Origin of the sequence: Herbiconiux gentiana (assembly GCF_024978135.1) — a bacterium.
Classification (GTDB): domain Bacteria; phylum Actinomycetota; class Actinomycetes; order Actinomycetales; family Microbacteriaceae; genus Herbiconiux; species Herbiconiux gentiana.
On sequence record NZ_JANTEZ010000001.1, the window covers coordinates 538,627 to 564,268 of the forward strand.

Below are 25,642 nucleotides of genomic sequence, written 5' to 3' on the forward strand. Positions count from 1 at the left end.
GCTTGGAGCTGGTCGGCCCAGAGCCGGTCTACCGAGAGCCGGTCTGCCCCGAGCCGATCGGCCTAGAGCTGGTCGACCGCCGTCACCCGCACGACCGCCTGCCCCGCCTCGTTCGAGGCGGCGAGGTCGATCTCGGCCGTGATGCCCCAGTCGTGGTCGCCGGCCGGGTCGTCGAAGATCTGCCGTGCCCGCCACACCGTGGGCTGCTCCTCGAGGATGAGCAGGGCGGCGCTGCGGGCGTGCGGCCCGATGCCGACCGAGTCGTGCACGTCGTAGTAGTCGTCCATCGCGGTGGCCCAGCGATCGGCCGAGAAGCCCGAGGAGGCGTCGAGCTCGCCGAGCTCGTCCCAGGCCTCCCGGGCGGCGAGCGTGACGCGACGGAACAGCTCGTTGCGCACCAGGATGCGGAACGCCCGCGGGTTCGAGGTGAGCAGTTTCGGGGCGGGCGGCACCACGGCCTCCTCCGACTCCTCGCGCCGGGCGGCGGCCTCGACGGCGGCCGGGTCGATCAGCGCCTCCCACTCGTCGAGCACGCTCGAGTCGGTCTGGCGCACGAGCTCGCCGAGCCACTCGATCAGGTCGAGCAGGTCGTCGTTCTTCAGCTCGTCGGGCACCGTGGAGCGCAGCGTGCGGTAGGCGTCGGAGAGGTAGCGCAGCACCAGGCCCTCGGAGCGGGGCAGCCGGTAGAACGCGATGTACTCGCCGAACGACATCGCGCGCTCGTACATGTCGCGGATGACCGACTTCGGCGAGATGTCGAAGTCGCCGATCCAGGGCTGCGAGGCGCGGTAGGTGTCGAACGCCTCGGTGAGGAGGCCCAGCAGGGGCTTCGGGTAGGTGACCTCCTCGAGCAGCTCCATGCGCTGCTCGTACTCGATGCCCTCGGCCTTCATCGCCTGCACGGCCTCGCCGCGCGCGACGAACTGCTGCGCCGAGAGCACCGGCCGCGGGTCGTCGAGGATGGCCTCGGTGACCGAGACGACGTCGAGCGCGAACGACGGGGAGTCTTCGTCGAGCAGCTCGTAGACGGCCAGCGCGAACGGCGACAGCGGCTGGTTGAGCGCGAAGTTCGGCTGCAGGTCGACGGTGGGGCGGATGATCGTGACACCCGTGACCGCGTCGGTGACCTGCTCGACCACGCCGGCTGTGCGGAGCGTGCGGTAGATGGCGAGGGCCTGCCGGATGAGCTCGCGCTGCTTCGCACGGGGTTCGTGGTTGTCCTCCAGCAGGGCGCGCATGTTCGCCACGACGTCACCGCCGCGGGCGATCGTGTTGAGCACCATGGCGTGCGTGACGGTGAGCTGCGAGGTGAGCTTCTCGGGCTCGGCCGCGATCAGCTTCTCGAAGCTCGGCTCGCCCCACGAGACGAAGCCCTCGGGCGCCTTCTTGCGGATGAACTTGCGGCGCTTCTTCGGGTCGTCGCCGATCTTCGCCAGCGCCTTGAGGTTCTCGGTCTCATGCTCGGGCGCCTGCACGACGACCGTGCCCGCGGTGTCGTAGCCGGCGCGGCCCGCGCGACCCGCGATCTGGTGGAACTCGCGCGCGCTGAGCTGCCGCATGCGGGTGCCGTCGAATTTGGTCAGGGCCGAGAGCAGCACCGTGCGGATGGGCACATTGATGCCGACCCCGAGCGTGTCGGTGCCGCAGATCACCTTGAGCAGGCCTCGCTGGGCGAGCCGCTCGACCAGGCGCCGGTACTTCGGAAGCATGCCCGCATGGTGCACGCCGATGCCCATGCGGATGAGGCGGGCGAGCGTCTTGCCGAAGGCGGTGGTGAACCGGAACGGGCCGATCAGCTCGGCGATCTCGTCGCGCACCTCGCGGCTGGCGACCTTGATGCTCGACAGCGCCTGCGCCCGCTCGATGGCGGCGAGCTGCGAGAAGTGCACGATGTAGACGGGGGCGCGGGAGGTCTGCAGCAACTCCTCGACCGTCTCCTGGATGGGCGTGGTGGCGTAGCTGAAGGTGAGCGGCACCGGGCGCTCGACACCCGTGACCACGGTGGTCTCGCGGCCGGTGCGGCGGGACAGGTCTTCGGCCAGCCAGTCGACCTCGCCGAGCGTGGCCGACATGAGCACGAACTGCGCGTTCGGCAGCGAGAGGATGGGCACCTGCCAGGCCCAGCCGCGGTCGGGGTCGGCGTAGAAGTGGAACTCGTCCATCACGACCTGACCGGCTTCGGTGTCGGCGCCGTGCCGGAGCGCGAGGTTGGCGAGGATCTCGGCGGTCGCGCAGATGATCGGAGCATCCGGATTCACCGAGGAGTCACCCGTGACCATGCCCACGTTCGTGGCGCCGAAGATCTCGACCAGGTCGAAGAACTTTTCGCTCACCAGGGCCTTGATCGGGGCGGTGTAGTAGCTGCGGATGCCCTGGGCCAGCGCCGTGGCGTGGGCACCGACCGCGACGAGTGACTTGCCGGTGCCCGTGGGGGTGCTGAGGATGACGTTCTCCCCCGAGACGATGGCGAGCACCGACTCGTCTTGCGCGGGGTAGAGCGGTGTGCCGCGCTCGGCCGCCCACTCGGCGAAGGCGTCGTAGGCCGCATCGGGGTCGAAGGGCTCGGGCATCGCCGGGCGGGAGGGGGTGGAGGTCACGCGCCCAGCCTACGGTGGGCCACCGACCCTCCCGGCTGTGCGTCGACGACCCTCCCGCCTGGCGGTGGGCTGTGCAAGGCTGGGCGGATGAGCGAGGGCGTGCGCATCGACAGCTGGCTGTGGGCTGCGCGCGTGTACAAGACGCGCTCGCTCGCCACCGCGGCGTGCCGCGCCGGTCACGTGAAGCTCAACGGCGATCGGGTGAAGGCCGCTCAGCCGGTGCGCCCGGGCGACGAGGTGCGGGCGCGCATCAGCGGCTTCGACCGCATCCTGACGGTGCAGAAGCTCGGCGCCAAGCGCGGCTCGGCCTCGGTCGCGGCCGAGCTCTTCGTCGACCTCACGCCTCCCCCGCCGCCCCGGGAGGAGGTCGCCTTCGTGCCGGTGCGCGACCGGGGAACGGGGCGGCCCACGAAGCGCGACCGGCGGGAGCTGGAGCGACTCCGCGGCGTCGGGCCGGCCGGCGCGACGGATGACGACGACGGAGACCTCGGACTCAGGCACGGCCAGTACCCTTGATCACGACGAGCCGCGATGACGAGCGGCAGCCCTCACCACCACCCCGCGAGGCCAGTAGGAGCATCATGTCCGACGCCACCCCCACCGACCCCGACGCCACCCGGCCCCACACGACGCACCCCGAGGCCACGGCCCCGCAGAGCGACGAGCCCGAGACCGCCACCGGTCTGTTCGCGAGCCTGTACGACGACCGTGACGGCCACGACGGCCACGACGGCGCTGCGGCCGATGCCTCCGCGTCGGAGCCGGCACCCGGTGCCGCTCCCGCACCGACGCCCTCGTCGTCGTCGTCGTCTTCATCCGAGCCCGACGCGGGCTACGAGCTGACCGGCCGCGACCGCACCGCCCTCAGCTTCGTCGGCGCCTCGCTCAAGATCGGCACCCCCGAGTTCCGGGCGCGCTACGCCGCGGTCATCGACGACCTCTACCGTCAGCACTTCATCGACCCGAAGGCGCACCCGGCCTACGAGCCGCCGCCCGTGCCGCCGATCGAGGAGGTCGAGGAGACCGACCCGCTGGAGATCATCCGCTCGCAGCTCGGCCTCGTCTTCGACGACCGGCGCCTGCGCGACGACGCCCGAGCCGGTGCCGAGCAGCGTCTCGCCGAGACGAGCGAGCGCCTCGCCGAGATGACCGCCCGCTACGAGCGCACCCAGGCCACCCTTGATTCGACCGCCGCCGACCTCGCCCAGCGGGAGGACCAGCTGCTCGCCCTGCAGCAGCGCCTCGCATCGGAGACCACGGCGCTGCAGCAGCGCCTCGCCTCCGAGACCGCGGCGCTCCAGGCCCAGCTGGCCGACGAGACCGCGCGCCTCGAGGCGCAGCGTGCCGACGAGACCGGCCGCCTGCAGAGCGAGCTGACCGCGACCACCGGCCGCCTGACCGACGAGCACCAGGCCATGGCCTCGGGCTACGAGGTGCAGATCGCCGGGCTGCACACGGCCCACGCCGCCCAGCTCGAGGAGGTGCGCGGCTCGCACGTCGCCCAGCTCGAGCAGCTGAGCTCGTCGCACTCCGCCCAGATCGAGCAGCTCACCGCCGCGCACGCCGCCCAGGTCGACGACCTCCGCAAGGCCCACGCGGCCGAGACCGATCAGCTGCGGGCGGGCCACGCCTCCGAGAGCGACCAGCTGCGGATGCACGACGAGCAGCTGCGCGCCGCGCACGTCGCGGAGATCGAGCGGCTCACCGCGACGCACCAGGCCGAGCTCGAGCAGCTCCGCGGCCAGCACGAGGCCGAGCTGGAGCAGCAGCGCACCGCGTCGGCCGCCGAGCTCGACGGCCTGCGCGCCGAGAACACGACTCTCACCGAGCGTTTCACCGCCGAGATCGAGCAGCTCCGCACCGACCACGCCACCACCGTCGCCGCCCTGTCGGCCGACGGCGAGGGGGCGGCCGCGGCCATCGCCCAGACCGCCGACGAGCTGGAGCAGAGCCGCGCACGGGTCACGCAGCTCGAGAGCGAGCTCGCGGCCGCCCGCGCCGAGAGCGACGCCGCGACGGCGGCCTCCTCCGCCGACGAGACGCCGTCCTCCGAGTCGGGCGCCGTGCACGAGGCGGCCCTCGCCGAGGCGCGGGGCCGGGTCGACGCCCTCGAGCGCGAGCTGGCCGAGGCGCAGGCCGAGGCCGCACAGGCCCGCCGTGACGCGGACGCCGCAGCGAGCACCGCGGCCGCAGCCGCCGCGGCGGCGACCTCCGGCCGTGACGGCGAGCGGGAGCCCGAGGGCTTCGAGGCTCTCGGCCTCGGCGGGAACGACGGCGACGACCTCCACGACGCCCGCGACCGCGTCGCCCGCCTCGAGAGCGAGCTGCGTGCGGCACGAACCGAGATCGGCATCCTGGCCGACGAGCGCGACCGCGCCCTCTCCGACGCCGCCATCTCGCTGGAGGACCGCGAGAAGCTGAGCGACGCACTGATGGCCGCCCAGGCCAACCGCTCCGTGCAGGCCTCGACGCTGGAGGTCGAACTGCGGCGGGCCCGAGCGCTCGTGACCGAGATCGAGGAGATCGCCACCGGCCAGCTCTGCGACGAGGACGAGACGAGCGAGTACGCCATCGGTGCGAACGACTCGGCCGTGCTCGTGCTCAACGCCATCGCCGGCGCCGACGACTGATCCGCGCGCACTCGACGACGCCGCTCCGCCCCGGAAGTGGGAGGAGCGGCGTCGCCATGTGTACGCTGTCCACAACGGCATCCGGCCCTCCGGACGCCTCCCTACCCCCGAGAGCCCAGCATGAGCGATGAGGAGCAGCCGCCTCCGCGGTCGACCTACCGGCACGGCGGGCTGCGCGACGCCCTGCTCGAGGCGGGCGTCGAGATGGCCCGCGAGGGCGGCCCCGACGCCGTCGTTCTGCGCGAGGCCACCCGCCGTGCGGGCGTCTCGCCGAACGCCGCCTACCGGCACTTCGCCGACCGAGAGGCGCTGCTGAAAGCCGTGAGCGACGCCTGCCTCGGCTTCTCGGCCGACCGCATCGAGCAGGAGCTGGCCGCGCATCCGCCGACCGGCCACGACGGAGCGTTCACCGAGGCCGACGCGCGCGCGATGCTGCGGGCCGTGGGTCTCGGTTACCTGGCGTTCGCCCGCGAGGAGCCCGGCCTCTTCCGCACCGCCTACTCGGTGCCCGATGACCTCAGCCACGCCTTCGACGCGGGCAAGGCCGGCCGAGGCGGCCGCACCCCGTTCCAGCTCGTGGGCATCGCGCTCGACGCGATGGTCGAGACCGGCGCCATGCCCGCGGCCCGACGCCAGAACGCGGAATTCCTCGCCTGGGCCACCGTGCACGGCCTCGGCATGCTGATCATCGACGGCCCCCTCCGCGGCCTCGACGACCGCATGGTCGACTTCGCGACCTCCCGCCTCCTCGACATGGTCGACCGCGGCCTCTGACCGGTGCGGGCGGCGCCCTAGGGCGTCGGCGTTCCGGGGTCAAGGCTCAGGGGTGAGCGAGCCGCGGCTGGCATGATGGCAGCATGAGCGGCTCCGAGGCCCCCGTGGGGCGGCACGACGGCGCGCACCACGACGGCGCCCGCGGCGGGGCAGCCGACGAGCGCATCGTCGCGGCGACGCTGCAGCTGCTGCGCGACCGCGGGCCGGCCGGGGTGACCGTCGAGTCGGTGGCCGCCGCGTCCGGCGTCGCCAAGACCACGATCTACCGCCGCTACGAAGACCGCGAGGCCCTGCTCACCGCCGCCATCGACGTCGCGACCACCGAGGTGACGCTGCCGAGCGGCATGAGCACCTACGACACCCTGCACTGGCTGCTCGGGGCCGCCCGCGTGCGGGTGCAGGACATCGTGGGGCGCGGCACGGTCGCGGCCATCCTCGTCGACGACGGCGACGCGCCGTTCACCGAGCAGCTGCGCGACATGATCCGTATGCGCAGCCACCAGCTGGTGTCGTTCCTCGACGAGGCGGTGGCGCGCGGCGACCTGCGGGCCGGCCTCGACGTGAAGCTCGTGGTGAGCGTGCTGCTCGGATCGGCGGTCGGCCACGTCATCCGCGGCGGCGAGCCCGACGAGGAGTGGGCCGACCGGCTGCTGACGCTGCTCTGGCCGGCCCTGACTCCCCCGAACTGAACCCGGGCCGGTCAGGGCCGAGCCCGAGCCGAGCCCGGGCGGGCGACGCCGCTAGTGAGCGGCGGGGGCCGCCGGCGCGTCAGCTCTCGGAGCGTGCGCGACGCGGGCCGCGACCTCCTCGGGCGTGATCGGCGTGCCGAGCACCTTGCCGGGGTTGAACTGCTGCCCCGGGTCGGCCGCGTCGAACAGCCCCTGCATGAGGGCGACGCCGCCGGCCGAGATGTCCTGCTCCATCCACGGCGAGTGCTCGACCCCCACCGCGTGGTGGTGCGACAGCGTTCCGCCGGCGTCGATGAAGGCCTGCTGGATGCTCGACTTCACGACCTCATACTGGGCGATCGGGTCGTCGCCGTGCACGAACGCGAAGGTGAAGTAGAGGCAGGCGCCGGAGTGGTACGAGTGCGAGAGGTGGCACATGATCCAGCCATGCACGCCGAGCGCGTCGTAGGCCTTGCTCGCGGCCGCGACGGTGTCGTCGTAGACCTTCTGCAGCTTCGACCACGGGGCCGCGGTCTCGGAGACGTCGGCGGCCGCACCCCGGTCGAGCAGGAAGTCGCGGAGGTAGGGCGTGTCGAACTTCTTCTGGTCGTAGAGCGCGCCCGGGCCTTTGCCCACGCCGAGCCCGCCGTGCTTGCGCACGATCTTCGACACGAGCTTCTTCTCGTAGGCGACGTGCGACGAGCTGCCCTCGAAGCCCATGAACGACAGGCACATGTCGTCCAGCACCCAGCCGCGGCGCTGCAGCACCGACATGAGCGTCTTGGTCACGAATGACGAGACACCCTTGGACTCCTTGCGGGTGGCCAGCGAGAAGCCGCTCTCCCGCGCATCCGACACCCGGGTGATCGACGGCGAGGCGTCGGACTCGGAGATCTCGTGCATGGCCGCGAGGCCGGCCTTCCAGTTGGGGAAGAAGTACGCCTGCACCTCGCGCACGGCGGGCTGGCGGTGCACCTGCACCGTGACCTCGGTGATCACGCCCAGGCGACCCTCGGAGCCGACGATCATCTCGCGCACCGACGGGCCCGTGGAGGTCGAAGGCAGCGGGCGCAGCACGACGACCGTGCCGGGGCGCACCATGCGGAGGCCGCGGGCGATGTCGGCGATGTCGCCGTACTTGTCGCTCTGCATGCCCGAGGACCGGGTGGCGACCCAGCCGCCGAGCGTCGAGTGCGTGAAGCTGTCGGGGAAGTGCCCGAGCGTCCACCCGCGGGCGTTCAGTTGCGCCTCGAGGTCGGGGCCCTGGGCGCCGGCCTGGATGCGGGCGAGGCCCGAGCCCTCGTCGATGTCGAGCACGCGACGCAGGCGTCCGAGGTCGAGCGACACGATGGTGCGTTTCTCGCCGGCGAGCGGCTCGAGGCTGCCGGCGATGTTGCTGCCGCCACCGAAGGGGATGAGCACGGCGCCCTCGGTGACCACCGCGTCGACGATGCGCTGCACCTCGGCCTCGTCGGCCGGGTAGACCACGACATCGGGCACGCGGGCGATCTCGTTGCGACGCACGCGCAGCAGGTCGCGGATGCTCTTGCCGTAGGTGTGCACGACCCGCGCCATGTCGTCGGTGGTCGCGTTCGCCTCGCCGACGATCGAGACCAGCTCGGCCTCGAAGGACGGGGTCAGGCGCGACGGCTCGACGGTGAGCTCGTCGAACGCCAGGGGCGGTACGGGTGGAACGCTGATGTCGAGAGCCACGGCCTTCTTCACGAAGGGGGCGAAGTCCGGCTTGTCCTCGAAGTGGAATCCGACGCCCTCGAGGCCCCAGCCCCACCACTTCATGTGCTTAACGTCGGTCATGCTGTTCCTTTCGGGGTGGCTCCGGTCGTGTGCAGACGTCGCACCTCGGCCCTGATGCGCTTCGAGAACTCGTCAGGGGTCTCGCCGGGCAGTCCGATCATAGGCTCCCCGTAGACGACCGTGACCGGGGGGCGCCCGGGAATCGGCCAGTTGCGACCGCGGGGCATCGCCGCGTTGGCGCCGACGAGTGCGACCGGCACGAGCGGCACGTCGCAGGACAGCGACAGCGCGGCCGCCCCCGCCTTGAACTCCGCCATCTCGCCCGTCTTCGACCGCGTGCCCTCGGGGAACACCAGCAGCGGCACTCCGCGGCTCAGCAGCTTCTTCGACACCCCCTGCTTCTGGGCGGTGCCGGTGCGGTCGATCGGGAAGGCGTTGAAGAACAGGGCGGTCAGGATGCGCCGCCACCAGATGTCGTGGAAGTAGTCCGCAGCGGCCCCTGCCGCCAGGTACCGCCCCATGCGCCGCGGCAGCGAGCACATCACGAGCGGCGCGTCGAGGTGGCTCGAGTGGTTCGCCACCACGATGAAGGCGCCTCGCACGCCCTTCAGGGCGTCGCGCCCCTGCACGCTGACCCTCGTGATCGACCAGACCACCGACTTCAGCAGCATCCGCTGGGCCACGAAGCGCATGTTCGCCATCACACCGCTGGTGAAGCGGTCCTTCGGTGCTCGGATGAGGTGCGGGTGGTTGTGGGTCATCATGAGGTCTTCGCCTCCGACGGCACGATCGGTTTGCTGCGGCTGGACGAGATCTTCCCCGAGATCCAGCGGATGGTGCGGCGGGGCAGGTGGCGGGTGAAGAGCATGAGGAACCGGAACCGCTTCGAGGGCACGGAGAGCACCTTGCCGCGGGCGACGTCGTGCAGGCACTCCTCGACCAGCGCATCCGCGTCGAGCCAGAGGAACTCGGGGATCGACTTGGTGCGGATGCCCGCCCGCTCGTGGAACTCGGTGCGCACCCAGCCCGGCAGCACCGCCGTGACCTGGACACCGGAGGTCTTCAGCTCTACCGCGAGGGCCTCGGTGTACGCCGTGGTCCACGCCTTGACCGCCGAGTAGTTGCCGGTCGCGATGGTGCCGGCGACGCTGGAGACGTTGAGGATGGTGCCCCGGCGCCTGGCCTTCATGGCCCGTCCGGCGGCGCCGCCGAGCACGAGCACCGCGAGGCACATCACCGAGAGGGCGCGCTCGTGGATCGAGACGTCGCGCTCGAGCAGCGAACCGTGGATGCCGAAGCCGGCGTTGTTCACCAGGAAGTCGATCGGCGAGTCGGTCGACTCCAGCCGCTCCGCGATGCGGTCGACGTCGGCACGCACCGAGAGGTCGGCCGAGATGGTCTCGACCTTCGTCGCGCCGTCGCGGGAGAGCTCGGCGGCCGTCTCGCGCAGCCGTTCCTCGTCGCGTGCGACGAGCACGAGGTCGTAGCCTCGAAGAGAGAGGGCCCGGGCGAATGCTGCACCGATCCCCGAGGTTCCACCGGTCACCAGAGCCGTCGCCATGGTGCTTAGGATACGCTACGGAGTGCGTAGCGTTAGACGAGCGCATCCCTTCATCCCTCCTCGCCGACCACGTCGGGGACAGTCCGCCTCGGAGAGACCAGATGTCCGTCGAAGAACGAGTTCCCGGGCGTTTCGACGTGCGCGACTTCGCCCGCACCGCGGTCGGCAGCCACCGCGGCGAGATCGACCTCGAGGCGTTCGCCGAGCATCCGCTCACCGACCGCACGGTGCGCCTGCTCGCCTACCTGCGCGAGCTCGAGCGCTCGACCATGACCTACCTGCGCAACGTGCTGGTCACCCCCACGCACAAAGACGCTCGGGTCACCGCCTTCCTCACCACCTGGGCGTTCGAGAAGTACTGGATCGCCGACGCCCTCGAGGTGATCGTGCGCGCCCACGGCGTCGACCCCACCGCGATCGAGGAGCTGCCCCGCTTCAAGGCCTTCGCGCTCGAGCTCTCCGAGCGGGCGACCCCCATCGTCGAGTCGTTCCGGGCGAACGCGATCGGCCCCGACGTCATCGGCGTGCACCTCACCACGGTGGCGGTCGACGAGTGGATGACCGAGGCCGCCTACGAGCGCCTCAAGACGCTCGACCCGAACCCCGAGCTGGTCTCCCTGCTCGAGCGCATCCTCGACGTGAAGAAGCGGCACCGCGCCTTCGTCGAGCCCGACGCCCGCGCTCGCCTGACCGCCTCACGGCGAGCCCAGAACCTCGCCCGTCGCGCCCTGCCGCGCACGCCGTGGCCGATCGGTGCCGCCAGCGTGCAGCAATCCGCCTCGACGTTCTTCTACGAAGAGCTCCTCGACGCCGAACTCACCGCCGGCGTCGACGCGAAGGTGCGGGAGCTGCCCGGGCTCGGTGCGCTGCACGTCGTGCGCGCCGCCCGTGAGCGCGCGCTCGCTCCCTCGCGGGGCGCCGGGCACGCCCTCGGGCGCACGCTGGCCGGCCTGCGGTACCGTCTTGCCGGTACGAAAGCCGATGACACCTCGACCTCGACCACCTCGACCTCCACGAAAGGCGGAGCGACCGGATGACCGACGCCACCCCCACCACCGAACCGACGACGACCCCCGCCGACCCCGCGTTCTCGCTGGGCAGCTCGCACGTGCTGCTCACGGGCGCCACCGGCTTCGTCGGCCAGGCGGTGCTGGAGCGGCTGCTCTCGTCGCATCCCGACACCCGGGTGTCGCTGCTGATCCGCCCGAAGTCGCGCACGACCGGCGAGACACGTCTGCAGACGCTGCTGAAGAAGCCGGTGTTCCGCACCTGGCGCGAGGCCGTCGGCGAGGCCGAGGTGGAGCGCACCATCCGCGAGCGGCTGTCGGTCATCCAGGGCGACCTCGCGAACCCGGGCGAGCTGCCCGGTGACATCGACGTGGTACTGCACGGCGCCTCGACCGTCTCGTTCGACCCGCCGATCGACGAGGCCTTCCAGACCAACGTCGACGGGGCCACCGGGCTCTACGGCGCCCTACTCGCCTCGGGCAGCGACCCGCACGTCGTGCACGTCTCGACCGCCTACGTCGGCGGCATGCGCAAGGGCGTCTCCCCCGAGGCCTCGCTCGAGCACGAGATCGACTGGCGCGCCGAGAACGCCGCCGCGAAGTCGGCCCGTCGCCGGGTCGAAATGGCCTCGCGCCAGCCCGAGGTGCTGCGGAGCCTGCTCGCGAAGAGCCGCGCCAAGCTCGGCAAGGTCGGCCCGCAGGCCGTCGCCGCCGACGCCGAGGCCGCCCGCATCGAGTGGGTCACCAGGCGCCTGGTCGACCACGGCCGCATCCGCGCCGAGTCCCTCGGCTGGACCGACGTCTACACGCTCACCAAGGCCTTCGCCGAGCGCGCCGCCGAAGAGCTCTGGGGCACCGCCGGGCACCGCCTGTCGATCGTGCGCCCGTCGATCATCGAGAGCGCCCTGCGTCACCCGTTCCCCGGCTGGCTCGACGGCTTCAAGGTCGCCGACCCGCTCATCATGGCCTACGGCCGCGGCCAGCTGCCCGAGTTCCCCGGTGTCCCCGACTCGGTCCTCGACGTCATCCCCGTCGACTTCGTGGTCAACGCGATCCTCGCGGCCGCCGTCACCCCGGCGCCCGTCGACGAGCCGCGGTACTACCAGGTCGTCTCGGGCGCCCGGAACCCGCTGCCGTTCCACACGATGTACGAGAACGTCAAGGAGTTCTTCACCGAGAACCCCATGCCGGGCGACGACGGCGGCATCGCCGTGCCGTCGTGGCGCTTCCCCGGCGGCCGCTCGGTCGAGCGCACGCTGCGCCTGCAGGAGCGCATCGCGTCGGTGGCCGACCAGGCCGTCGTGCGCCTGCCCTCCAACCCCCGCACCCGGCAGTGGACCGAGACGCTCCGTCGCCGCCAGCAGGGCCTCGACCAGCTGCGCTACTTCGCCGAGCTCTACCGCGCCTACGTGCAGACCGAGCTCATCTTCGACGACCGCAACACCAGGACGCTGCACGCCTCGATCCCCGACGCGCTGAAGGCCGATCGCGGCTTCGACGTGGCCGAGATCGACTGGCACGAGTACTTCCAGAGCATCCACTTCCCCTCGATCACCGGGCTCACGAAGGCCTTCGCCAAGCGCCCTGCCGGCCGCGCCCGCGCCAAGCGTGCCCTGCCCGTGCGCAGCGACGTGCTGGCCGTGTTCGACTTCGAGGGCACCGTCGTCGAATCGAACCTCGTCGAGCAGTACCTCTGGATGCGCCTCGGCATGACCCCGAAGGCCCAGTGGCCGCAGGAGTTCGCGAGCCTGTTGGTGTCGGTGCCCGCCTACCTCCGGGCCGAGCGTCGCGACCGCGGTGAGTTCATCCGCACCCTCGTGCGCCGCTACAAGGGCATCCGCGTCGAGGAGCTGCAGGAGCTCGTTCAGGGCCGCTTCGGTGCCGCCATGCTGAGCCGGGCGATTTCGGATGCTCTCGACCGCGTCGCCCAGCACCGCGCCGCCGGGCACCGCACGGTGCTGGTCACCGGTGCGATGAGCTCGGCCGCCGAGCCCTTCTCGGCGTTCTTCGACGAGGTCGTCGCGGGTGAGATGCACGCCTCGAAGGGGGTGCTCACGGGCTACCTCGCCGCTCCCCCGCTGGTCGACGAGGCGCGGGCCGCGTGGCTCCGCGAGTACGCGACCGCCCACGGCGCGAACCTCACCCAGTCGTACGGCTACGGCGACAGCCTCGCCGACGTCGCCTGGCTGAAGCTGCTGGGAAACGCCACAGTCGTCAACCCCGACACCGATCTGTATCGGCACGCGCAACGAATGAAGTGGACGGTGGAGGACTGGACGCGACGGTCGTCCGACAGCCCCGTCGCACCGGCTACTCTGGCTCTGCTGCCCGAGGCACCGGCATCCGCACCCGAGGAAGGAGACCGGTCGAGCGCCACCTGACGCTCCCCCGACACACCCATGGCATTCGACATCGACAAGTACACGGAGACCTCCACCAAGGTCGCGTGGCAGGACCTCGACTTCTCCGACTTCCGTGAGCACCCCCTCCCCGAGGGCACGCTGCGCTCGCTCCGCTACATGTGCGACATCGAGTACCACACGGTCTGCTACCTGCGGGACATGCTCGTCACCCCCTCCCACAAGGACGAGGACGTCACGGCGTTCATGACCATGTGGAACCGCGAGGAGTTCTGGCACGGCGAGGCCCTGGCCGCCGTGCTCGCCGAGCACGACATCATCGTCGACTTCGACGAGCTGAAGGCCACCCGCCTGAAGCTCGGCTGGAAGGACCGCCTCGACCCCGTCAAGCAGTCGCTGCTCGGCAACATCGTCGGCTCGGGCTTCATCGCCGTGCACATGGTCTGGGGCGCCGCCAACGAGTGGTCGGCCGTCGCCGCGTACAACCGGCTCGCCGACCTCGAGGCGCATCCGGTGCTCGCCGAGCTGCTGCGCCGCATCGCGAAGCAGGAGGCCCGCCATGTCGCCTTCTACGCCACCCAGGCGCGTGAGCGTCTCGGCAAGAGCAAGAAGGCCCAGGTGCTGGCGCGCTTCGCGTTGAAGAACTTCTGGGGCCCGGTCGGCTCGGGGGTGATGAGCGACGACGAGGTGAAGCACGTCATGGGTCACCTGATGGGCGGCCCCGAGGGTCGTCGCGAGGCGGCCAAGATCGACGCCCACATCGCGCGCATGCCCGGGCTCGACGGCCTCACCATCGTGCAGGACGCTCTCGACGCGCGGGGCGTCGCCGCCTGAGCCATACTGCTGGCATGGAGTTCACCACCACGATCCTCGCCAGCGGCAAGAACAACACGGGCATCCCGGTGCCCGAGAGCGTGGTCACGGCGCTCGACCGCGGGAAGCGCATACCCGTGGTCGTGACGATCGGCGGGCACAGCTACCGCAGCTCGATCGTGTTCTACACGGGGCAGTTCCTGATCTCGCTGAGCGCCGAGAACCGCGCGGCGGCGGGCGTCGCGGCCGGTGACACCGTGGTGGTCGACGTCGAGCTCGACGAGGCGCCGCGCGAGGTCGAAGTTCCGGATGCCCTCGCCGCCGCGCTGGCGGTCGACGCCGATGCCGCGGCCGCGTTCGCTGCGCTGTCGTACTCGAACAAGAAGCGCATCGCACTCTCGATCAGCGACGCGAAGACCGATGCGACGCGCGAGCGGCGGGTGGCGAAGGCGCTGGAGGAGCTCGTCTCCTGAGGCGGCGCGGCGTCTCTTGCGGCGCGGCCCTCGTGGCGGCGCTGGCGGCGCTGCGCTAGTGGCGGCGCTGCGCTAGTGGCGGCGCTGGGTCGACAGGATCGACGTGGCCAAGAAGACCGAGCCCGAGACGCACAGGATACCGGCGAAGAACACCCACGCGTTGGCGAGGGTGCCGAACAGGAACATGCCGAGCAGGAACAGCAGAATGGCTCCGATGGCAGCGAGCACGTTCATCCGGGTGTTCCTCCTCGATAGTGGCTTCGTTCAATACTAGACGGGTGCCGCCTTCCGACGAGACCGCCCCCGCCGCCCCGACCGCCGCCACTCCGACAGCCGCCGCCCCGACAGCCGTCGACGTCGTGGTCGGGCCCGACGGGCTGACGCGCCCGGCCTGGGCGGCGGTCGACCCGCTGCTGCGGGAGTACTACGACACCGAGTGGGGTGTGCCCGTGCGCGACGAGCGCGGGCTGTTCGAGCGGCTGAGCCTCGAGGGCTTCCAGTCCGGGCTGTCCTGGGCGACGATCCTGCGGAAGCGTCCGGCGTTCCGGGCGGCCTTCGGCGGTTTCGACCCGGAGGTGGTGGCCCGGTTCGGTGACGAAGACATCGCGCGGCTGCTGAGCGACCCCGGCATCGTGCGCAACCGGGCCAAGATCCTCGCGACGATCGGCAACGCCCGGGCCACCCTGGCGCTCCGGCACGACCCCGACGTCCCCGACGGGCTGCCCCGGCTGATCTGGTCGTTCCGCCCTGCGCGCACTCCCCGGCCCCGCACGATGGCGGAGGTGCCGACGGTCAGCCCGGAGTCGACCGCGCTGGCGGCGGCGCTGCGAGCGAAGGGCTTCCGCTTCGTCGGTCCGACCACCATGCACGCCCTGATGGAGGCGGTCGGCATCGTCGACACCCATCTGGTGGGCAGCCACCGCCGCGGCAGCTCGGGGGTGTGGGCGCCCGACGGCTCGCCGAGGTGACCCCGGCGGGGCCAACTCTGCCGCTCGCGCATCCGCTCGGAATCTGCTTCGCTTGGGGCATGAGCGAGAACGTGGAGAACGTCAGCGACAACCCCGAGGCGACCGTCGAGGTCGTGCCCCAGCCCGAGCAGAACCGGTACGCGCTGCTCGTCGACGGCGCTGAGGTGGGATTCACCGTGTACACGGATCGCGGTATCGACCGCGTCTTCCTGCACACGGAGATCGATCCGGCCCAGGAGGGCCACGGCTACGGCAGCACCCTGATCCGGGGCACCCTCGAGCAGGTGCGCGACGCCGGCCTCCGCGCGGTGGCGGTGTGCCCTTTCGTGGAACGCTACGTGCAGAAGCACCACGACTTCGACGACATCATCGACCCGGTGTCGATCGATCTGCGCGCGTCGCTGTAGGCGGTACGGCGCGCGGGCTCTGGTCGCGTTCTAGTCGCTGAGCACCGAGAGCACGTTGCCCGACGGGTCGAGGAACCAGGCGATGTCGGGCCCGCGGTCGGCCGCCTTGCCGCGCATGACTCCGCGCTCGTCCTGCGGCATGCCCTGGTAGCGCTCCAGGGTGACGCCCGCCGCGGTGAGTTCGTCGACCGCCACGTCGATGTCGTCGACCGCGAAGTTGAGGATGGTGAACACCGCCGGCACGTGGTCGTCTTTCGGGTAGGCGATCGCGTGGGCGCCGCCGGGCAGTTCGATGTCGAGGATGCCCATCTCGTTCCGGGTCACCTCGAGCCCGAGCACGTCGCGGTAGAACCGCTCGGCCTCGTCGATGTCCGTGACGCTGAATCCGCTGAAGCCGTGGCTGGTCGTGAGCATGCGCACCTCCTGTGTACAGTGTCCACAATGCCACCCGTGGGGCGGCGCGTAAAGGCCCGACCGTGACGGGCTACCCGAGCACCTCGTCGAGGAAGCCGCGGAACGCCCGCCAGCTGCGCGCATCGCCGAGCGGCCGCCAGCTCGGCGCCTCGGGCAGCGTGAAGGCGTGCGGCGCCCCGCTGTAGAGCACCACCTGCCAGTCGATCGACGGGTTCTGCCGCAGCTCGTTCTCGAAGGCCACCACGGCCTCGTCGGGCACGACCGGGTCGTCGGCGCCGGTGAGCACCAGCAGCGGTGCGGCGATCGCCGACACGTCGGCGGGATCGTGTGTGACGAGCCCCCCGTGGAAGCTGACCGCGCCGGCCAGCGCGGCGCCGGTGCGTGCGAACTCGATCGCCGCCGATCCTCCGAAGCAGTAGCCGATCACCACGATGCGCGACGCGTCGACCCGCGGGTCGGCGGCCAGCAGGTCGTACGCCGCCTGCACCCGGCGACGCAGCAGCGGCAGGTCACCGTAGTACTTCCCGGCCTCCGCGGCCGCATCGTCGCCCGTGGGGCGCACCCCGGCTCCGTAGAGGTCGGCGGCGAACGCCACGAGCCCGAGGCGGGCGATCATCTCGGCGCGCACGCGGGTGTACTCCTGCTCCCCCGTCCAGTCGTGCAGCACCAGCACGGCCGGGCGACGGCCCTCCGCCGCACGATCGGCGACGAGGAAGCCGTCGAGCGCCGTATCGCCGTCGGCGTAGCGCACCCGCTCGCCCTCGATGCGGGCCCCGGGAGGGAGCGGGACGGTGTCGAGGGCTGCCTGGTGCGCAGAACTGAAGTCGGTCATCCGTTCGGTCTATCACCCCCGACCGACAGGCGGGTGCACGACGACCGAACATCAAGCGGAAGTCAGGTCAGCGCGTGCCGCCCCACCCGCGACCGCAGGTCCTTCCGCAGGATCTTCCCCGACGTCGACTTCGGGATGGCGTCGATGAACTCGACCAGCCGCACCTTCTCGTGCGGCGCCACCCGCTCGGCCACCCACGCGATCACGGCCTCCTCGTCGAGCTCGGAAGAGGCGTCGGACGGGGAGCCGTCGGCGCCGGCGCCGGCTCGGCGCACCACGAACGCCTTCGGCACCTCCTGCGCATCGTCGTCGGGCACCCCCACGACGGCCGCGTCGACCACGTCGGGGTGCGACAGCAGCACCGCCTCGAGCACCGCCGGGGCAACCTGGTAGCCCTTGTACTTGATCAGCTCCTTGAGCCGGTCGACGATCGCGTAGACCCCCTCCGCGGTGACCGTCGCGATGTCCCCGGTGTGCAGCCAGCCGTCGGGCTCGATCGTGCGCGCCGTCGCCTCCTCGTCGTCGAGATACCCGCTCATCACCTGCGGGCCCCGGATCAGGAGTTCGCCCGGGGCGCTCGTGCCCGTGGAAGGCACCTCGATATCGGCCCCGCTCTCCGGGTCGACGAGCCGGCACTCGGTGTTCGGGATGGCGAGCCCGATCGACGACAGGTCGATGTCGCCCTTGATCGGGATCGCGTGGGTGACGGGGCTCGTCTCGGTCATGCCGTAGCCCTGGCGCACCTCGCAGCCGATGCGGGTGGCGACCGCCTTGGCGAGCTCCCGGTCGAGCGGGGCGGCTCCCGAGAAGATCACCTCGACGCCCGAGAGGTCGTAGTCGTCGACGAGCGGATGCTTGGCCAGCGCGACCGCGATGGGAGGCGCGATGAACACCCACGTGCAGCGCTGCTCGCTCACGGTGCGGAGGAACTCGGCCAGCTCGAACTTCGGCATCGTCACCAGCGCGGCCCGCTGCAGGAGCGCGTAGTCGAGCAGCACCGACATGCCGTAGATGTGGAAGAACGGGAGCACGGCGAGCGCCCGGTCGTCGCGCTGCAGCGGGATGACGTCACGGCACTGGTGGATGTTCGCCACCAGGTTGCGGTGGGTCAGCATGACGCCCTTCGGCCGCCCGGTCGTGCCGGAGGAGTAGGGCAGCACGGCGAGATGCGTCGCCGGGTCGAACGAGACCTCGGGGGGTGCGGCGCGCTCGAAGAGCAGGTCGCGCAGCGACGGATGCCCGGCCGCTCCGTCGATGACGACGAGGTGGTCGGCGTCGATGCCGACGCGCCCGGCGGCCTCTGCGGCCTGGTCGTAGAGCGGCGAGACGGTGAACAGCCAGCTCGCGCCGGCGCCCCTCAGCTGGTTCTCGATCTCGTCGGCCGTGTAGAGGGAGTTGATCGTGGTGGCCGTGCCGCCCGCCCGCAGCACGCCGTGGAAGACCGTCGCGAAGGCGGGTACGTTCGGGCACAGGATGCCGACGCGGTCGCCCACCGCGAGACCTCGGGCCGCGAGGGATCCGGCGAGCGCGTCGATCTGCGCGATCAGGGCTCGGTAGCTCGTCTCGTCGCCGCTCGGCCCGTCGACGAGCGCGACGCGGTCGAGGTCGGCCTCCGCGATGCCGGAGAACAGGGCGTCGTAGACGCTGAGCTCCGGGATGTCGACGTCGGGGTAGGACGAACGGGTCATCAGCTATCTCCTTCGATAGGCGTTGGCCTATTCGACACCGAACCGAGGAGTTCTCGCAAGTTCCCCGGCGTTCTCGCACCCAGGGCGCCTCCAGGTGGCCAGGGCGTAGCGTGGCCGTCATGCAGGCTGTCCTCATCACGCGTCCCGGCGACGCCTCCGTGCTCGAGCTCTCCGACGTCGAGGATCCGCGCCCCGGTCCCGGTCAGCTGCTGATCGACGTCGCCGCCGCCGGGATCAACCGCGCCGACGTCGCCCAGCGGCAGGGGCACTATCCCCCGCCTCCCGGGGCGCCGGAGTGGCCGGGGCTCGAAGTGTCCGGCACGGTGGCCGAGGTGGGCGAGGGCGCCGAGGGGGCGGGCTTCGGCGTGGGCGACCGGGTCTGCGCGCTGCTCGGCGGCGGGGGCTACGCCACCCGCGTGGTGGTCGACGCCGGCCACGTGCTGCCCGTGCCCGCCTCGGTCGGCCTGGTCGACGCCGCCGGGCTGCCGGAGGTCGTGGCGACCGTGTGGTCGAACGTCTTCCAGCTCGCCGGGCTGCGCTCGGGCGAGACCCTGCTCGTGCACGGCGGATCGAGCGGCATCGGCACCATGGCGGTGCAGCTCGGGCGGGCCTTCGGCGCGCGGGTCGCGGTCACCGCGCGCTCGGCCGAGAAGCTCGAGGCGTGCCGGGAGCTCGGCGCGAGCATCCTGATCGACTACACGCAGGACGACTTCGTGGAGCGGGTGCAGAGCGAGGCCGGGGGCGCCGACGTCGTGCTCGACGTGGTGGGCGGCGACTACCTCGACCGCAACGTCGCCGCCTTGGCCGTGAACGGGCGGATCGCGAACATCTCCTCGAGCGGCGGGCCCGCCGCGCTCGACCTCGGCGCGCTGATGCGGAAACGCGGCGCGATCCACTCGACGAGTCTGCGGGCGCGGCCGGCCGAGGAGAAGAGCGAGATCATCCGGAGCGTGCTCGAGACCGTGTGGCCGCTCGTGGCCGACGGGCGGGTGCGGCCCGTGATCGGCGCGCGCTTCCCGCTGGCCGAGGCGGCGGAGGCGCACCGGCTGATGGAGTCGTCGGCGCACATCGGGAAGATCCTGCTCGTCGTGTGAGCCGGGCGGGCGGCCCAGCCGGGCGGCCCGTCAGCCGGTCAGCCGCGTAGGCGGCCAGGCGAGCCGCTCAGGCGAGCCGGATGCCGTTCTGCAGGCGGGTGCGCAGCTCGAACACCCGGTCGATGCTCGTGCGCTCACCGCCGCCCCAGCCGCCGCGCCCGCCCGCGGCTCCGTCGACGCCGTTCCGCAGCAGCTGCGGCAGCAGCGAGCGCCGCACGACGACCGAGCCCGACAGCCGGCCGCGATCGACGACCTCGGCGGGTTCGGCGAGTGCCGCATCCGGAACCACCACGACCAGCCCGGTGAACTTCACACCGAGCGCACGGCCGAGCGTCTTGGCGGCCCGGTGCAGCTCGTGCAGTGGCTCGTCGTCGGGGTGGACGGTCTCGCCGATCAGCTCGTCCTTCTTCAGGCGCACCTCGCCGCCCCAGTCCTCGGACTGGATGGCGTAGAGCCCCGAGGGCCCGAGCACCACGTGGTCGATGGTCTCCGGCACACCGTCGGCCGAGCGGCCCGAGAGCACGTTGTTCCAGATCGTGTAGCCGATGCCGAGCGTCGAGACGAGGCCCGCGGTCGACTCCTCGGCGATGGCCTTCGCGAGCCAGCCGCGGATCTCGCGCGGTGCGCTCCGCACCAACGCCGGGTCGTACGGGTCGGCGATCTCCACACCGCGGCCCACCCATTCGCGCAGCAGCGTGAGGTAGACCTCGCGCTCCTGGCCGCCGGGGTGGCCATAGGTGCGGGCCTTCACGGTCGAGCTGGCGGGGCGACCGGATGCGCGGCCTCCCGTCGCGGGCCCGAAACCCGAGCCCGGGGTCGACGCCGAGCCCGAGGCGCCGGCGGTGTGCGCGGTCGAGCTGCTCCCCCGCGACCCGCGGTCGTACGCCGCGCGGTCGTCGGGGGCGCCGACGAGCTCCCAGGCCCGCTGCACCGCGACGAAGCGCACGGAGTCGCCCCCGGTGTCGGGGTGGGTCTCGCGGAGCAGTCGGCGATAGGCCTTCTTCAGCTCGTCCTGCGACGCGGACGGACCGACCCCGAGAACCTCGTACGGGCTCTGGGCGAGAGGGCTGTCGGACACGCGTTCACGATACCGGGCGTTTCCGGGGTGTTCGCCGAATGCGCGCAGAGCGGAATCGGCGACCGGGGCCGCCGCGCGCCTGGCGTCGGGCCGCCGCGACGACCGGTCAGGACGCCTTGTCGGTCACCCGGAGCACGAGCACCGGGCACTGCGCCCCGAGGATCACGTCGTGGCTCACCGACCCGAGCAGGAACCGCCCGATGCCGTGCCGGCCGTGGCTGCCCACGACGAGCAGCGCCGCCTCCTTGCCGGCCGTCACCAGCGCGGCGGAGGGGGCGGCGAGCACGACCTGCGTCTCGACCGGCGTCTCGGTTCCGCCCTCGTTGCGGGCCTCGGCGGCCGTCTCGTCGGCCACCTCCCTGGCGCGCTGCTCGAGCGCCTCGTAGAGCTCGGAGCCGTCGGTGAACTCGGGCTGCATCAGGGGCGGCAGCGTCCAGGCGGTGAGGATGCGCAGCGGCTCGTCCAGCAGTCGCGCCTCGGCGAGCGCGGTGCGCACGAGCCGAGCCGACGACGGACCGCCGTCGATCCCCACCACGACGCCGTGACGCGTCGTCGCCGGCAGGTCGGGGATCACCGCGACCGGCACCGTCGCCGACGCCGCGACCCGGAGGCTCACGGCGCTCGTGGTCAGACGCTCGTAGAGGTCTTTGCGGTAGCTGCCGACCACGAGCAGGCTCGCGCCGATCGCCTCGGCCTCGGCGACCAGCTCGGTGACCGGATTGCCGCGCCGCACCCGCGAGGTGACCGTGACGTGCGGCGCCTTGCTGTCGGCGTGGAAGGCGGCATCGGCGGCCACCACCTCGCCCTTCTGTTGCAGCAGCGGGGCGGCCGTGAAGGCCTCCGAGTCCCAGGAGGTGTCGGCGACGTAGAGCACCTCGAGGTCGCAGCCGGTGGCCTCGGCGCGGCGGAGGGCCCAGTCGAGGGCGGTCTGGGCGGCGGCGGATCCGTCGAAACCGACGAGGATGGGGGCGGACATGGAGGCTCCTCACGACGGGTGACGGGCTCCAGTCTGGCAGGCGGGGGCCGCGCGGAATACTGCGGGCGGGCATCCGGTTGTCTGATTACATACGCACGCATGGATAATGGCGTGACGCGCTCACGACGGACAGGACTTCACACCATGGCAGAGCAGCTGCAGCTCGGACTCGACACCTTCGGCGACGTGACCGCCGCCCCCGACGGAACCCTGCTGCCCGCGGCCCAGGTGCTGCGCAACCTCGTCGACCAGGCGGTGCTCGCCGACGAGGTGGGCGTCGACTTCATCGGCTTCGGCGAGCACCACCGCGACGACTTCGCGGTCTCGGCCCCCGAGGTCGTGCTGGCGGCGGTGGCGGCGCGCACCTCGCGCATCCACCTCGGCTCGGCCGTCACGGTGCTCTCGAGCGACGACCCGGTGCGGGTGTTCCAACGGTTCTCGACCCTGGATGCGCTGTCGAACGGGCGCGCGGAAGTCATCCTCGGGCGCGGGTCGTTCACCGAGTCGTTCCCGCTGTTCGGCTTCGAGCTCGGCGACTACGAGCGCCTGTTCGAGGAGAAGCTGAACCTGTTCGCCGCCGTGCGCTCGGGCGAGCCCGTCACCTGGGAGGGTTCGACGCGCTCGCCGCTGAACGACCAGCAGGTCTTCCCGCAGCTCGAGACCGGCCTGCTGAAGACGTGGGTCGGCGTCGGCGGCAGCCCCGAGTCGGTGGTGCGCGCCGCGCGGTACGGCTTCTCGCTGATGCTCGCCGTGATCGGCGGCGACCCCGTGCGCTTCGCGCCCTTCGCCGACCTGTACCACCGTGCGCTCGACCAGTTCGGCTTCGACCGCCAGCCGGTCGGCGTGCACTCCCCCGGGCACGTGGCCGCCACCGACGAGGAGGCCCGCGAGCAGCTCTGGCCGCACTACCAGTCGCAGATGAATCGCATCGGCCGCGAGCGCGGCTGGTCGCCGATGGGGCGGGCGCATTTCGACCAAGAGGCCGGTCCGCACGGGTCGCTCTACGTGGGGTCGCCGGAGACGGTGGCGCAGAAGATCGCGAACGCCGTGCGGGTGCTCGGGGTCGACCGCTTCGACCTGAAGTACGGGAACGGGCCGCTGTCGCACGAGAACCTCATGACGAGCATCGAGCTGTACGGCACGCAGGTGATCCCGCGGGTGCGGGAGCTGCTGGCGGAGACGCCGGGGCGGTGAAGTGGGCTGTTCCAGGCCGAGGCCGCGCAGCTTTACGCGGCGCCGGGCTCGGCCGTGGCCTCGCGTGCCAGGAGTGAGCGCTTGACGGGGGTGCCCCAGGCGAAGCCGCCGAGGGATCCGTCGGTGCGCAGCACCCGGTGGCACGGCACGAACAGCGCGACCGCGTTGCGGGCGCAGGCGCTGGCCGCCGCCCGCACGGCGGTGGGGCGTCCGAGGTGCGCGGCGAACTGCTGGTAGCTGAGCGGATGCCCGGGCTCGATCGTTCGCAGGGCCGCCCAGCCGGCGCGGTGGAAGTCGCCTCCCGTCTGGGCGACCTCGACCGTGTCGATCGCGCGGACGTCGCCTCCGTAGTACGCGGTGACCGCCTCCCCCGCCCTGGTCTCGCCGGGCGTGGTGCCGATCTGGCGGTGAGCTGGCGCGAGGCGGGCGAGCAGGGCCTCGGGGTCTGCCGTCCAGCCCGAGGCGATGACCCGGCCGTCGGCGTCGGCGATCAGGCCGAAGGGGCCGTCGGGGGTGTCGACGAACTCGATCACGGCGGTCATGGGGTCTCCTCGGGGGTGGGGCTGGTCGGGGTTGGGGTGGGCTGCGTGGCGGCGGCATCGGCGGCCGCCGGGTGCGCTGCGGCGGCGGGGTGCGCGGGGGCGGGATGCGCGGTGCGGGTGGCGCGCGGGGGCGAGGGCGGGCGGGGCGGTGGGGCCGACGCCGACCAGAGGTGGAGGGAGAGGTAGGTGCGCCACGGTGCGAAGTCGGCGGCCCAGGATGCGAGGTCCCGCGGAGCATCCGGGAACCCGAGCCTGCGCGCACCGGTTCTGAGCGCCACGTCGCCCGTGGGCAGGATGTCGGGGTTCTTCAGCACGCGCATGGCGAGGTAGCCGGCGGTCCAGTCGCCGATGCCCGGGAGGGCGATCAGGCGCTGACGCTGCTCGGCGGCCCCGTCGCCGAACGAGAGGTCGAGCGCGCCTGAGGCGAGCAGCTCCGCCGTGTTCACGACGGTCGCGATCTTGGCGCGGGGGCCGGTGAGCACCGATCCCGCGTGCTCGGCGATCTGCGCCGGGGTGGGGAAGAGCAGGGTGGGGGCGGACGGATCCGGGGCGGTGCCCGGCGGCGGAGCGGGGAACGCGGAGCCGGCCGCGAGCGTGAGCCGGTGCAGCAGGGTGCGTGCCGCGACGACGGTGATCTGCTGACCGACGATGGCGCGGAACAGCATCTCGGCGGGGTCGACCGCACCGGGCATCCGGATGCCCGGGGTCGCCGCGACCCGTGCCACCAGCGCCTGGCCTGCCGCCGTGGCCGCACCGCCCCGCCGGGCGAACGCCTCGCCCCCGGCCACCAGCGCCTCGTCGATCGCGACGGGGTCGGCGTCGAGGTCGAACAGCCGGCGGATGCGCGAGACCAGCACGGGCAGGTCGCCGAGCGCGGTCAGGTGCGCGTCGAGGATGAGACGCGGTGCTCCGGTTGCCGCCGGGCGCCGCACCGTGAACCAGGCCGCGCCTCCGGGGAGGGCGAGCGACCGCGAGTAGGAGTCGAATCCACCCTCGGTGTCGACGCCCAGGTGCTCGACACCGGGGATCGCGCGGACGGCGAGCCAGGTGAACACGCCGGACAGATCGAACGGTTCGCGGTAGGGCAGGGCGAGGGTGATCGAACCCGGCGTCTGGCTGTCGTGGCGGGACTGGCGCTCGCGGATCGCGGTGGGGGTGAGCTGGAAGACCTCGGCGATCGTGTCGTTGAACTGGCGGATGCTCGAGAAGCCGGCGGCGAACGCGATGTCGGCCATCGGCAGGCTCGTCGAGGTGAGCAGCGTGCGGGCGGTCTGCGCGCGATGCGCCCGCGAGAGGGCCAGCGGGCCCGCGCCGAGCTCGTCGGTGAGCACCCGGGTGAGGTGGCGTGGGCTGTAGCCGAGGCGGCGGGCCAGGCCGTCGACGCCCTCGCGTTCGATGACGCCGTCGGAGATGAGGCGCATGGAACGGCCGGCGAGGTCGTCGCGGAGGTTCCAGGCGGGGGTGCCCGGGACGGCCTCGGGCAGGCAGCGCTTGCAGGCGCGGTAGCCCGCCTCGTGCGCGGCGGCGCTGGTCTCGTAGAAGGTGACGTTCTGCTCCTTCGGCGTGCGGGCGGGGCAGCTGGGGCGGCAGTAGATGCCGGTGGAGCGCACGGCGGTGATGAACTGACCGTCGAAGCGGGGGTCGCGCGAGGAGATGATGCGGTAGCGCTCGGCGAAGTCCATGGAGGGAGTCTCGCACGGGCATCCGCTCGGCTCTAGCGGGAATCGGACACGGCAGTGGGGGGCGGGTGGCGCGCGGGCGGCGCTCGGCGGCCGCGATCGGTGCGGGTGTCGGAGGGTGGCCGTAGGGTC

General features: G+C 72.0%; 24 protein-coding genes. 12 read left to right on the top strand and 12 right to left on the bottom strand.

What is annotated here, in order from left to right:
• Positions 1-62: 62 nt before the first annotated feature.
• Positions 63-2,570 (bottom strand): DEAD/DEAH box helicase, encoded by a 2,508-nt coding sequence (locus tag NVV95_RS02460; protein ID WP_259485202.1) that lies wholly within the window; start codon positions 2,568-2,570, stop codon positions 63-65.
• Positions 2,571-2,684: 114 nt separating this feature from the next.
• On the opposite strand from NVV95_RS02460, the gene NVV95_RS02465 reads away from it, so the two are divergent.
• The 4 genes from NVV95_RS02465 to NVV95_RS02480 all read left to right on the top strand — a co-directional run bounded on the left by NVV95_RS02465 (position 2,685) and on the right by NVV95_RS02480 (position 6,690).
• Complete coding sequence (locus tag NVV95_RS02465; protein ID WP_259484944.1) at positions 2,685-3,113, top strand: Hsp15 family ribosome-associated heat shock protein; 429 nt, start codon at positions 2,685-2,687, stop codon at positions 3,111-3,113.
• A 65-nt stretch (positions 3,114-3,178) separates the two neighbouring features.
• Complete coding sequence (locus tag NVV95_RS02470; RefSeq protein ID WP_259484945.1) at positions 3,179-5,227, top strand: coiled-coil domain-containing protein; 2,049 nt, start codon at positions 3,179-3,181, stop codon at positions 5,225-5,227.
• Between the two features lie 120 nt (positions 5,228-5,347).
• Positions 5,348-6,001 carry a TetR/AcrR family transcriptional regulator gene (locus NVV95_RS02475; protein ID WP_259484946.1) on the top strand — a complete coding sequence of 218 codons (654 nt, stop codon included), beginning with the start codon at positions 5,348-5,350 and terminating at the stop codon, positions 5,999-6,001.
• 83 nt (positions 6,002-6,084) lie between these two features.
• Positions 6,085-6,690 (top strand): TetR/AcrR family transcriptional regulator, encoded by a 606-nt coding sequence (locus NVV95_RS02480; protein WP_259484947.1) that lies wholly within the window; start codon positions 6,085-6,087, stop codon positions 6,688-6,690.
• A 51-nt stretch (positions 6,691-6,741) separates the two neighbouring features.
• Here NVV95_RS02480 and NVV95_RS02485 read toward each other — a convergent pair whose 3' ends face one another.
• The 3 genes from NVV95_RS02485 to NVV95_RS02495 are packed head-to-tail and all read right to left on the bottom strand — an operon-like array spanning position 6,742 to position 9,985.
• The gene (locus tag NVV95_RS02485; RefSeq protein ID WP_259484948.1) at positions 6,742-8,484 is read right to left on the bottom strand and encodes an FAD-binding oxidoreductase; all 1,743 of its coding nucleotides are present in this window, start codon (positions 8,482-8,484) and stop codon (positions 6,742-6,744) included.
• The gene (locus NVV95_RS02490) at positions 8,481-9,188 is read right to left on the bottom strand and encodes a lysophospholipid acyltransferase family protein (RefSeq protein WP_259484949.1); all 708 of its coding nucleotides are present in this window, start codon (positions 9,186-9,188) and stop codon (positions 8,481-8,483) included. The genes NVV95_RS02485 and NVV95_RS02490 overlap by 4 nt, the downstream gene beginning before the upstream one ends.
• Positions 9,185-9,985: an SDR family NAD(P)-dependent oxidoreductase gene (locus NVV95_RS02495; RefSeq protein WP_259484950.1), complete on the bottom strand. Its 801-nt coding sequence runs from the start codon at positions 9,983-9,985 to the stop codon at positions 9,185-9,187. Before NVV95_RS02495 ends, NVV95_RS02490 begins: the two co-directional genes overlap by 4 nt.
• Positions 9,986-10,086: 101 nt before the next feature.
• Between NVV95_RS02495 and NVV95_RS02500 the strand changes: the two genes are divergently transcribed.
• The 4 genes from NVV95_RS02500 to NVV95_RS02515 are packed head-to-tail and all read left to right on the top strand — an operon-like array spanning position 10,087 to position 14,638.
• Entirely contained in the window at positions 10,087-11,022 is a 936-nt protein-coding gene (locus tag NVV95_RS02500) for a hypothetical protein (RefSeq protein WP_259484951.1), read from the top strand.
• Positions 11,019-13,373, top strand: a complete 2,355-nt coding sequence (locus tag NVV95_RS02505) for an SDR family oxidoreductase (RefSeq protein WP_259484952.1) — start codon at positions 11,019-11,021, stop codon at positions 13,371-13,373. Before NVV95_RS02500 ends, NVV95_RS02505 begins: the two co-directional genes overlap by 4 nt.
• An 18-nt stretch (positions 13,374-13,391) precedes the next feature.
• A complete protein-coding gene (locus tag NVV95_RS02510; RefSeq protein WP_259484953.1) occupies positions 13,392-14,186 on the top strand; it encodes a ferritin-like domain-containing protein in 795 nt (264 codons plus the stop codon).
• 14 nt (positions 14,187-14,200) lie between these two features.
• The gene (locus tag NVV95_RS02515) at positions 14,201-14,638 is read left to right on the top strand and encodes a YdeI/OmpD-associated family protein (RefSeq protein ID WP_259484954.1); all 438 of its coding nucleotides are present in this window, start codon (positions 14,201-14,203) and stop codon (positions 14,636-14,638) included.
• 72 nt (positions 14,639-14,710) lie between these two features.
• On the opposite strand, the gene NVV95_RS02520 is transcribed toward NVV95_RS02515, so the two are convergent.
• Complete coding sequence (locus NVV95_RS02520; RefSeq protein WP_179548131.1) at positions 14,711-14,872, bottom strand: hypothetical protein; 162 nt, start codon at positions 14,870-14,872, stop codon at positions 14,711-14,713.
• Between the two features lie 125 nt (positions 14,873-14,997).
• Here NVV95_RS02520 and NVV95_RS02525 point away from each other — a divergent pair, with 125 nt between their 5' ends.
• Entirely contained in the window at positions 14,998-15,606 is a 609-nt protein-coding gene (locus NVV95_RS02525) for a DNA-3-methyladenine glycosylase I (protein WP_259485203.1), read from the top strand.
• 59 nt (positions 15,607-15,665) lie between these two features.
• On the top strand, positions 15,666-16,013 hold the full coding sequence (locus NVV95_RS02530) for a GNAT family N-acetyltransferase (RefSeq protein WP_259484955.1): 348 nt from the start codon (positions 15,666-15,668) through the stop codon (positions 16,011-16,013).
• Positions 16,014-16,043: 30 nt separating this feature from the next.
• Here NVV95_RS02530 and NVV95_RS02535 read toward each other — a convergent pair whose 3' ends face one another.
• The 3 genes from NVV95_RS02535 to NVV95_RS02545 all read right to left on the bottom strand — a co-directional run bounded on the left by NVV95_RS02535 (position 16,044) and on the right by NVV95_RS02545 (position 18,947).
• Positions 16,044-16,427: a VOC family protein gene (locus NVV95_RS02535; RefSeq protein ID WP_259484956.1), complete on the bottom strand. Its 384-nt coding sequence runs from the start codon at positions 16,425-16,427 to the stop codon at positions 16,044-16,046.
• Positions 16,428-16,497: 70 nt separating this feature from the next.
• Positions 16,498-17,259 (bottom strand): dienelactone hydrolase family protein, encoded by a 762-nt coding sequence (locus tag NVV95_RS02540; protein ID WP_259484957.1) that lies wholly within the window; start codon positions 17,257-17,259, stop codon positions 16,498-16,500.
• Positions 17,260-17,321: 62 nt separating this feature from the next.
• Positions 17,322-18,947 carry an AMP-binding protein gene (locus NVV95_RS02545; protein ID WP_259484958.1) on the bottom strand — a complete coding sequence of 542 codons (1,626 nt, stop codon included), beginning with the start codon at positions 18,945-18,947 and terminating at the stop codon, positions 17,322-17,324.
• A gap of 119 nt (positions 18,948-19,066) precedes the next feature.
• Between NVV95_RS02545 and NVV95_RS02550 the strand changes: the two genes are divergently transcribed.
• Positions 19,067-20,041, top strand: coding sequence for an NAD(P)H-quinone oxidoreductase (locus NVV95_RS02550; RefSeq protein ID WP_259484959.1), 975 nt, complete (start codon positions 19,067-19,069; stop codon positions 20,039-20,041).
• 67 nt (positions 20,042-20,108) lie between these two features.
• Here NVV95_RS02550 and NVV95_RS02555 read toward each other — a convergent pair whose 3' ends face one another.
• Both NVV95_RS02555 and NVV95_RS02560 read right to left on the bottom strand, forming a co-directional pair.
• Positions 20,109-21,119: a DnaJ domain-containing protein gene (locus NVV95_RS02555; RefSeq protein ID WP_259484960.1), complete on the bottom strand. Its 1,011-nt coding sequence runs from the start codon at positions 21,117-21,119 to the stop codon at positions 20,109-20,111.
• A 106-nt stretch (positions 21,120-21,225) separates the two neighbouring features.
• Positions 21,226-22,095 carry a universal stress protein gene (locus NVV95_RS02560; RefSeq protein WP_259484961.1) on the bottom strand — a complete coding sequence of 290 codons (870 nt, stop codon included), beginning with the start codon at positions 22,093-22,095 and terminating at the stop codon, positions 21,226-21,228.
• Positions 22,096-22,239: 144 nt separating this feature from the next.
• Here NVV95_RS02560 and NVV95_RS02565 point away from each other — a divergent pair, with 144 nt between their 5' ends.
• The gene (locus NVV95_RS02565; RefSeq protein WP_259484962.1) at positions 22,240-23,289 is read left to right on the top strand and encodes an LLM class flavin-dependent oxidoreductase; all 1,050 of its coding nucleotides are present in this window, start codon (positions 22,240-22,242) and stop codon (positions 23,287-23,289) included.
• A gap of 32 nt (positions 23,290-23,321) precedes the next feature.
• Here the strand turns inward: NVV95_RS02565 and NVV95_RS02570 are convergent, their stop codons facing one another.
• Both NVV95_RS02570 and NVV95_RS02575 read right to left on the bottom strand, forming a co-directional pair.
• Positions 23,322-23,831 carry a methylated-DNA--[protein]-cysteine S-methyltransferase gene (locus tag NVV95_RS02570; RefSeq protein ID WP_259484963.1) on the bottom strand — a complete coding sequence of 170 codons (510 nt, stop codon included), beginning with the start codon at positions 23,829-23,831 and terminating at the stop codon, positions 23,322-23,324.
• On the bottom strand, positions 23,828-25,513 hold the full coding sequence (locus NVV95_RS02575) for an Ada metal-binding domain-containing protein (protein ID WP_259484964.1): 1,686 nt from the start codon (positions 25,511-25,513) through the stop codon (positions 23,828-23,830). The genes NVV95_RS02570 and NVV95_RS02575 overlap by 4 nt, the downstream gene beginning before the upstream one ends.
• Positions 25,514-25,642 lie beyond the last annotated feature (129 nt).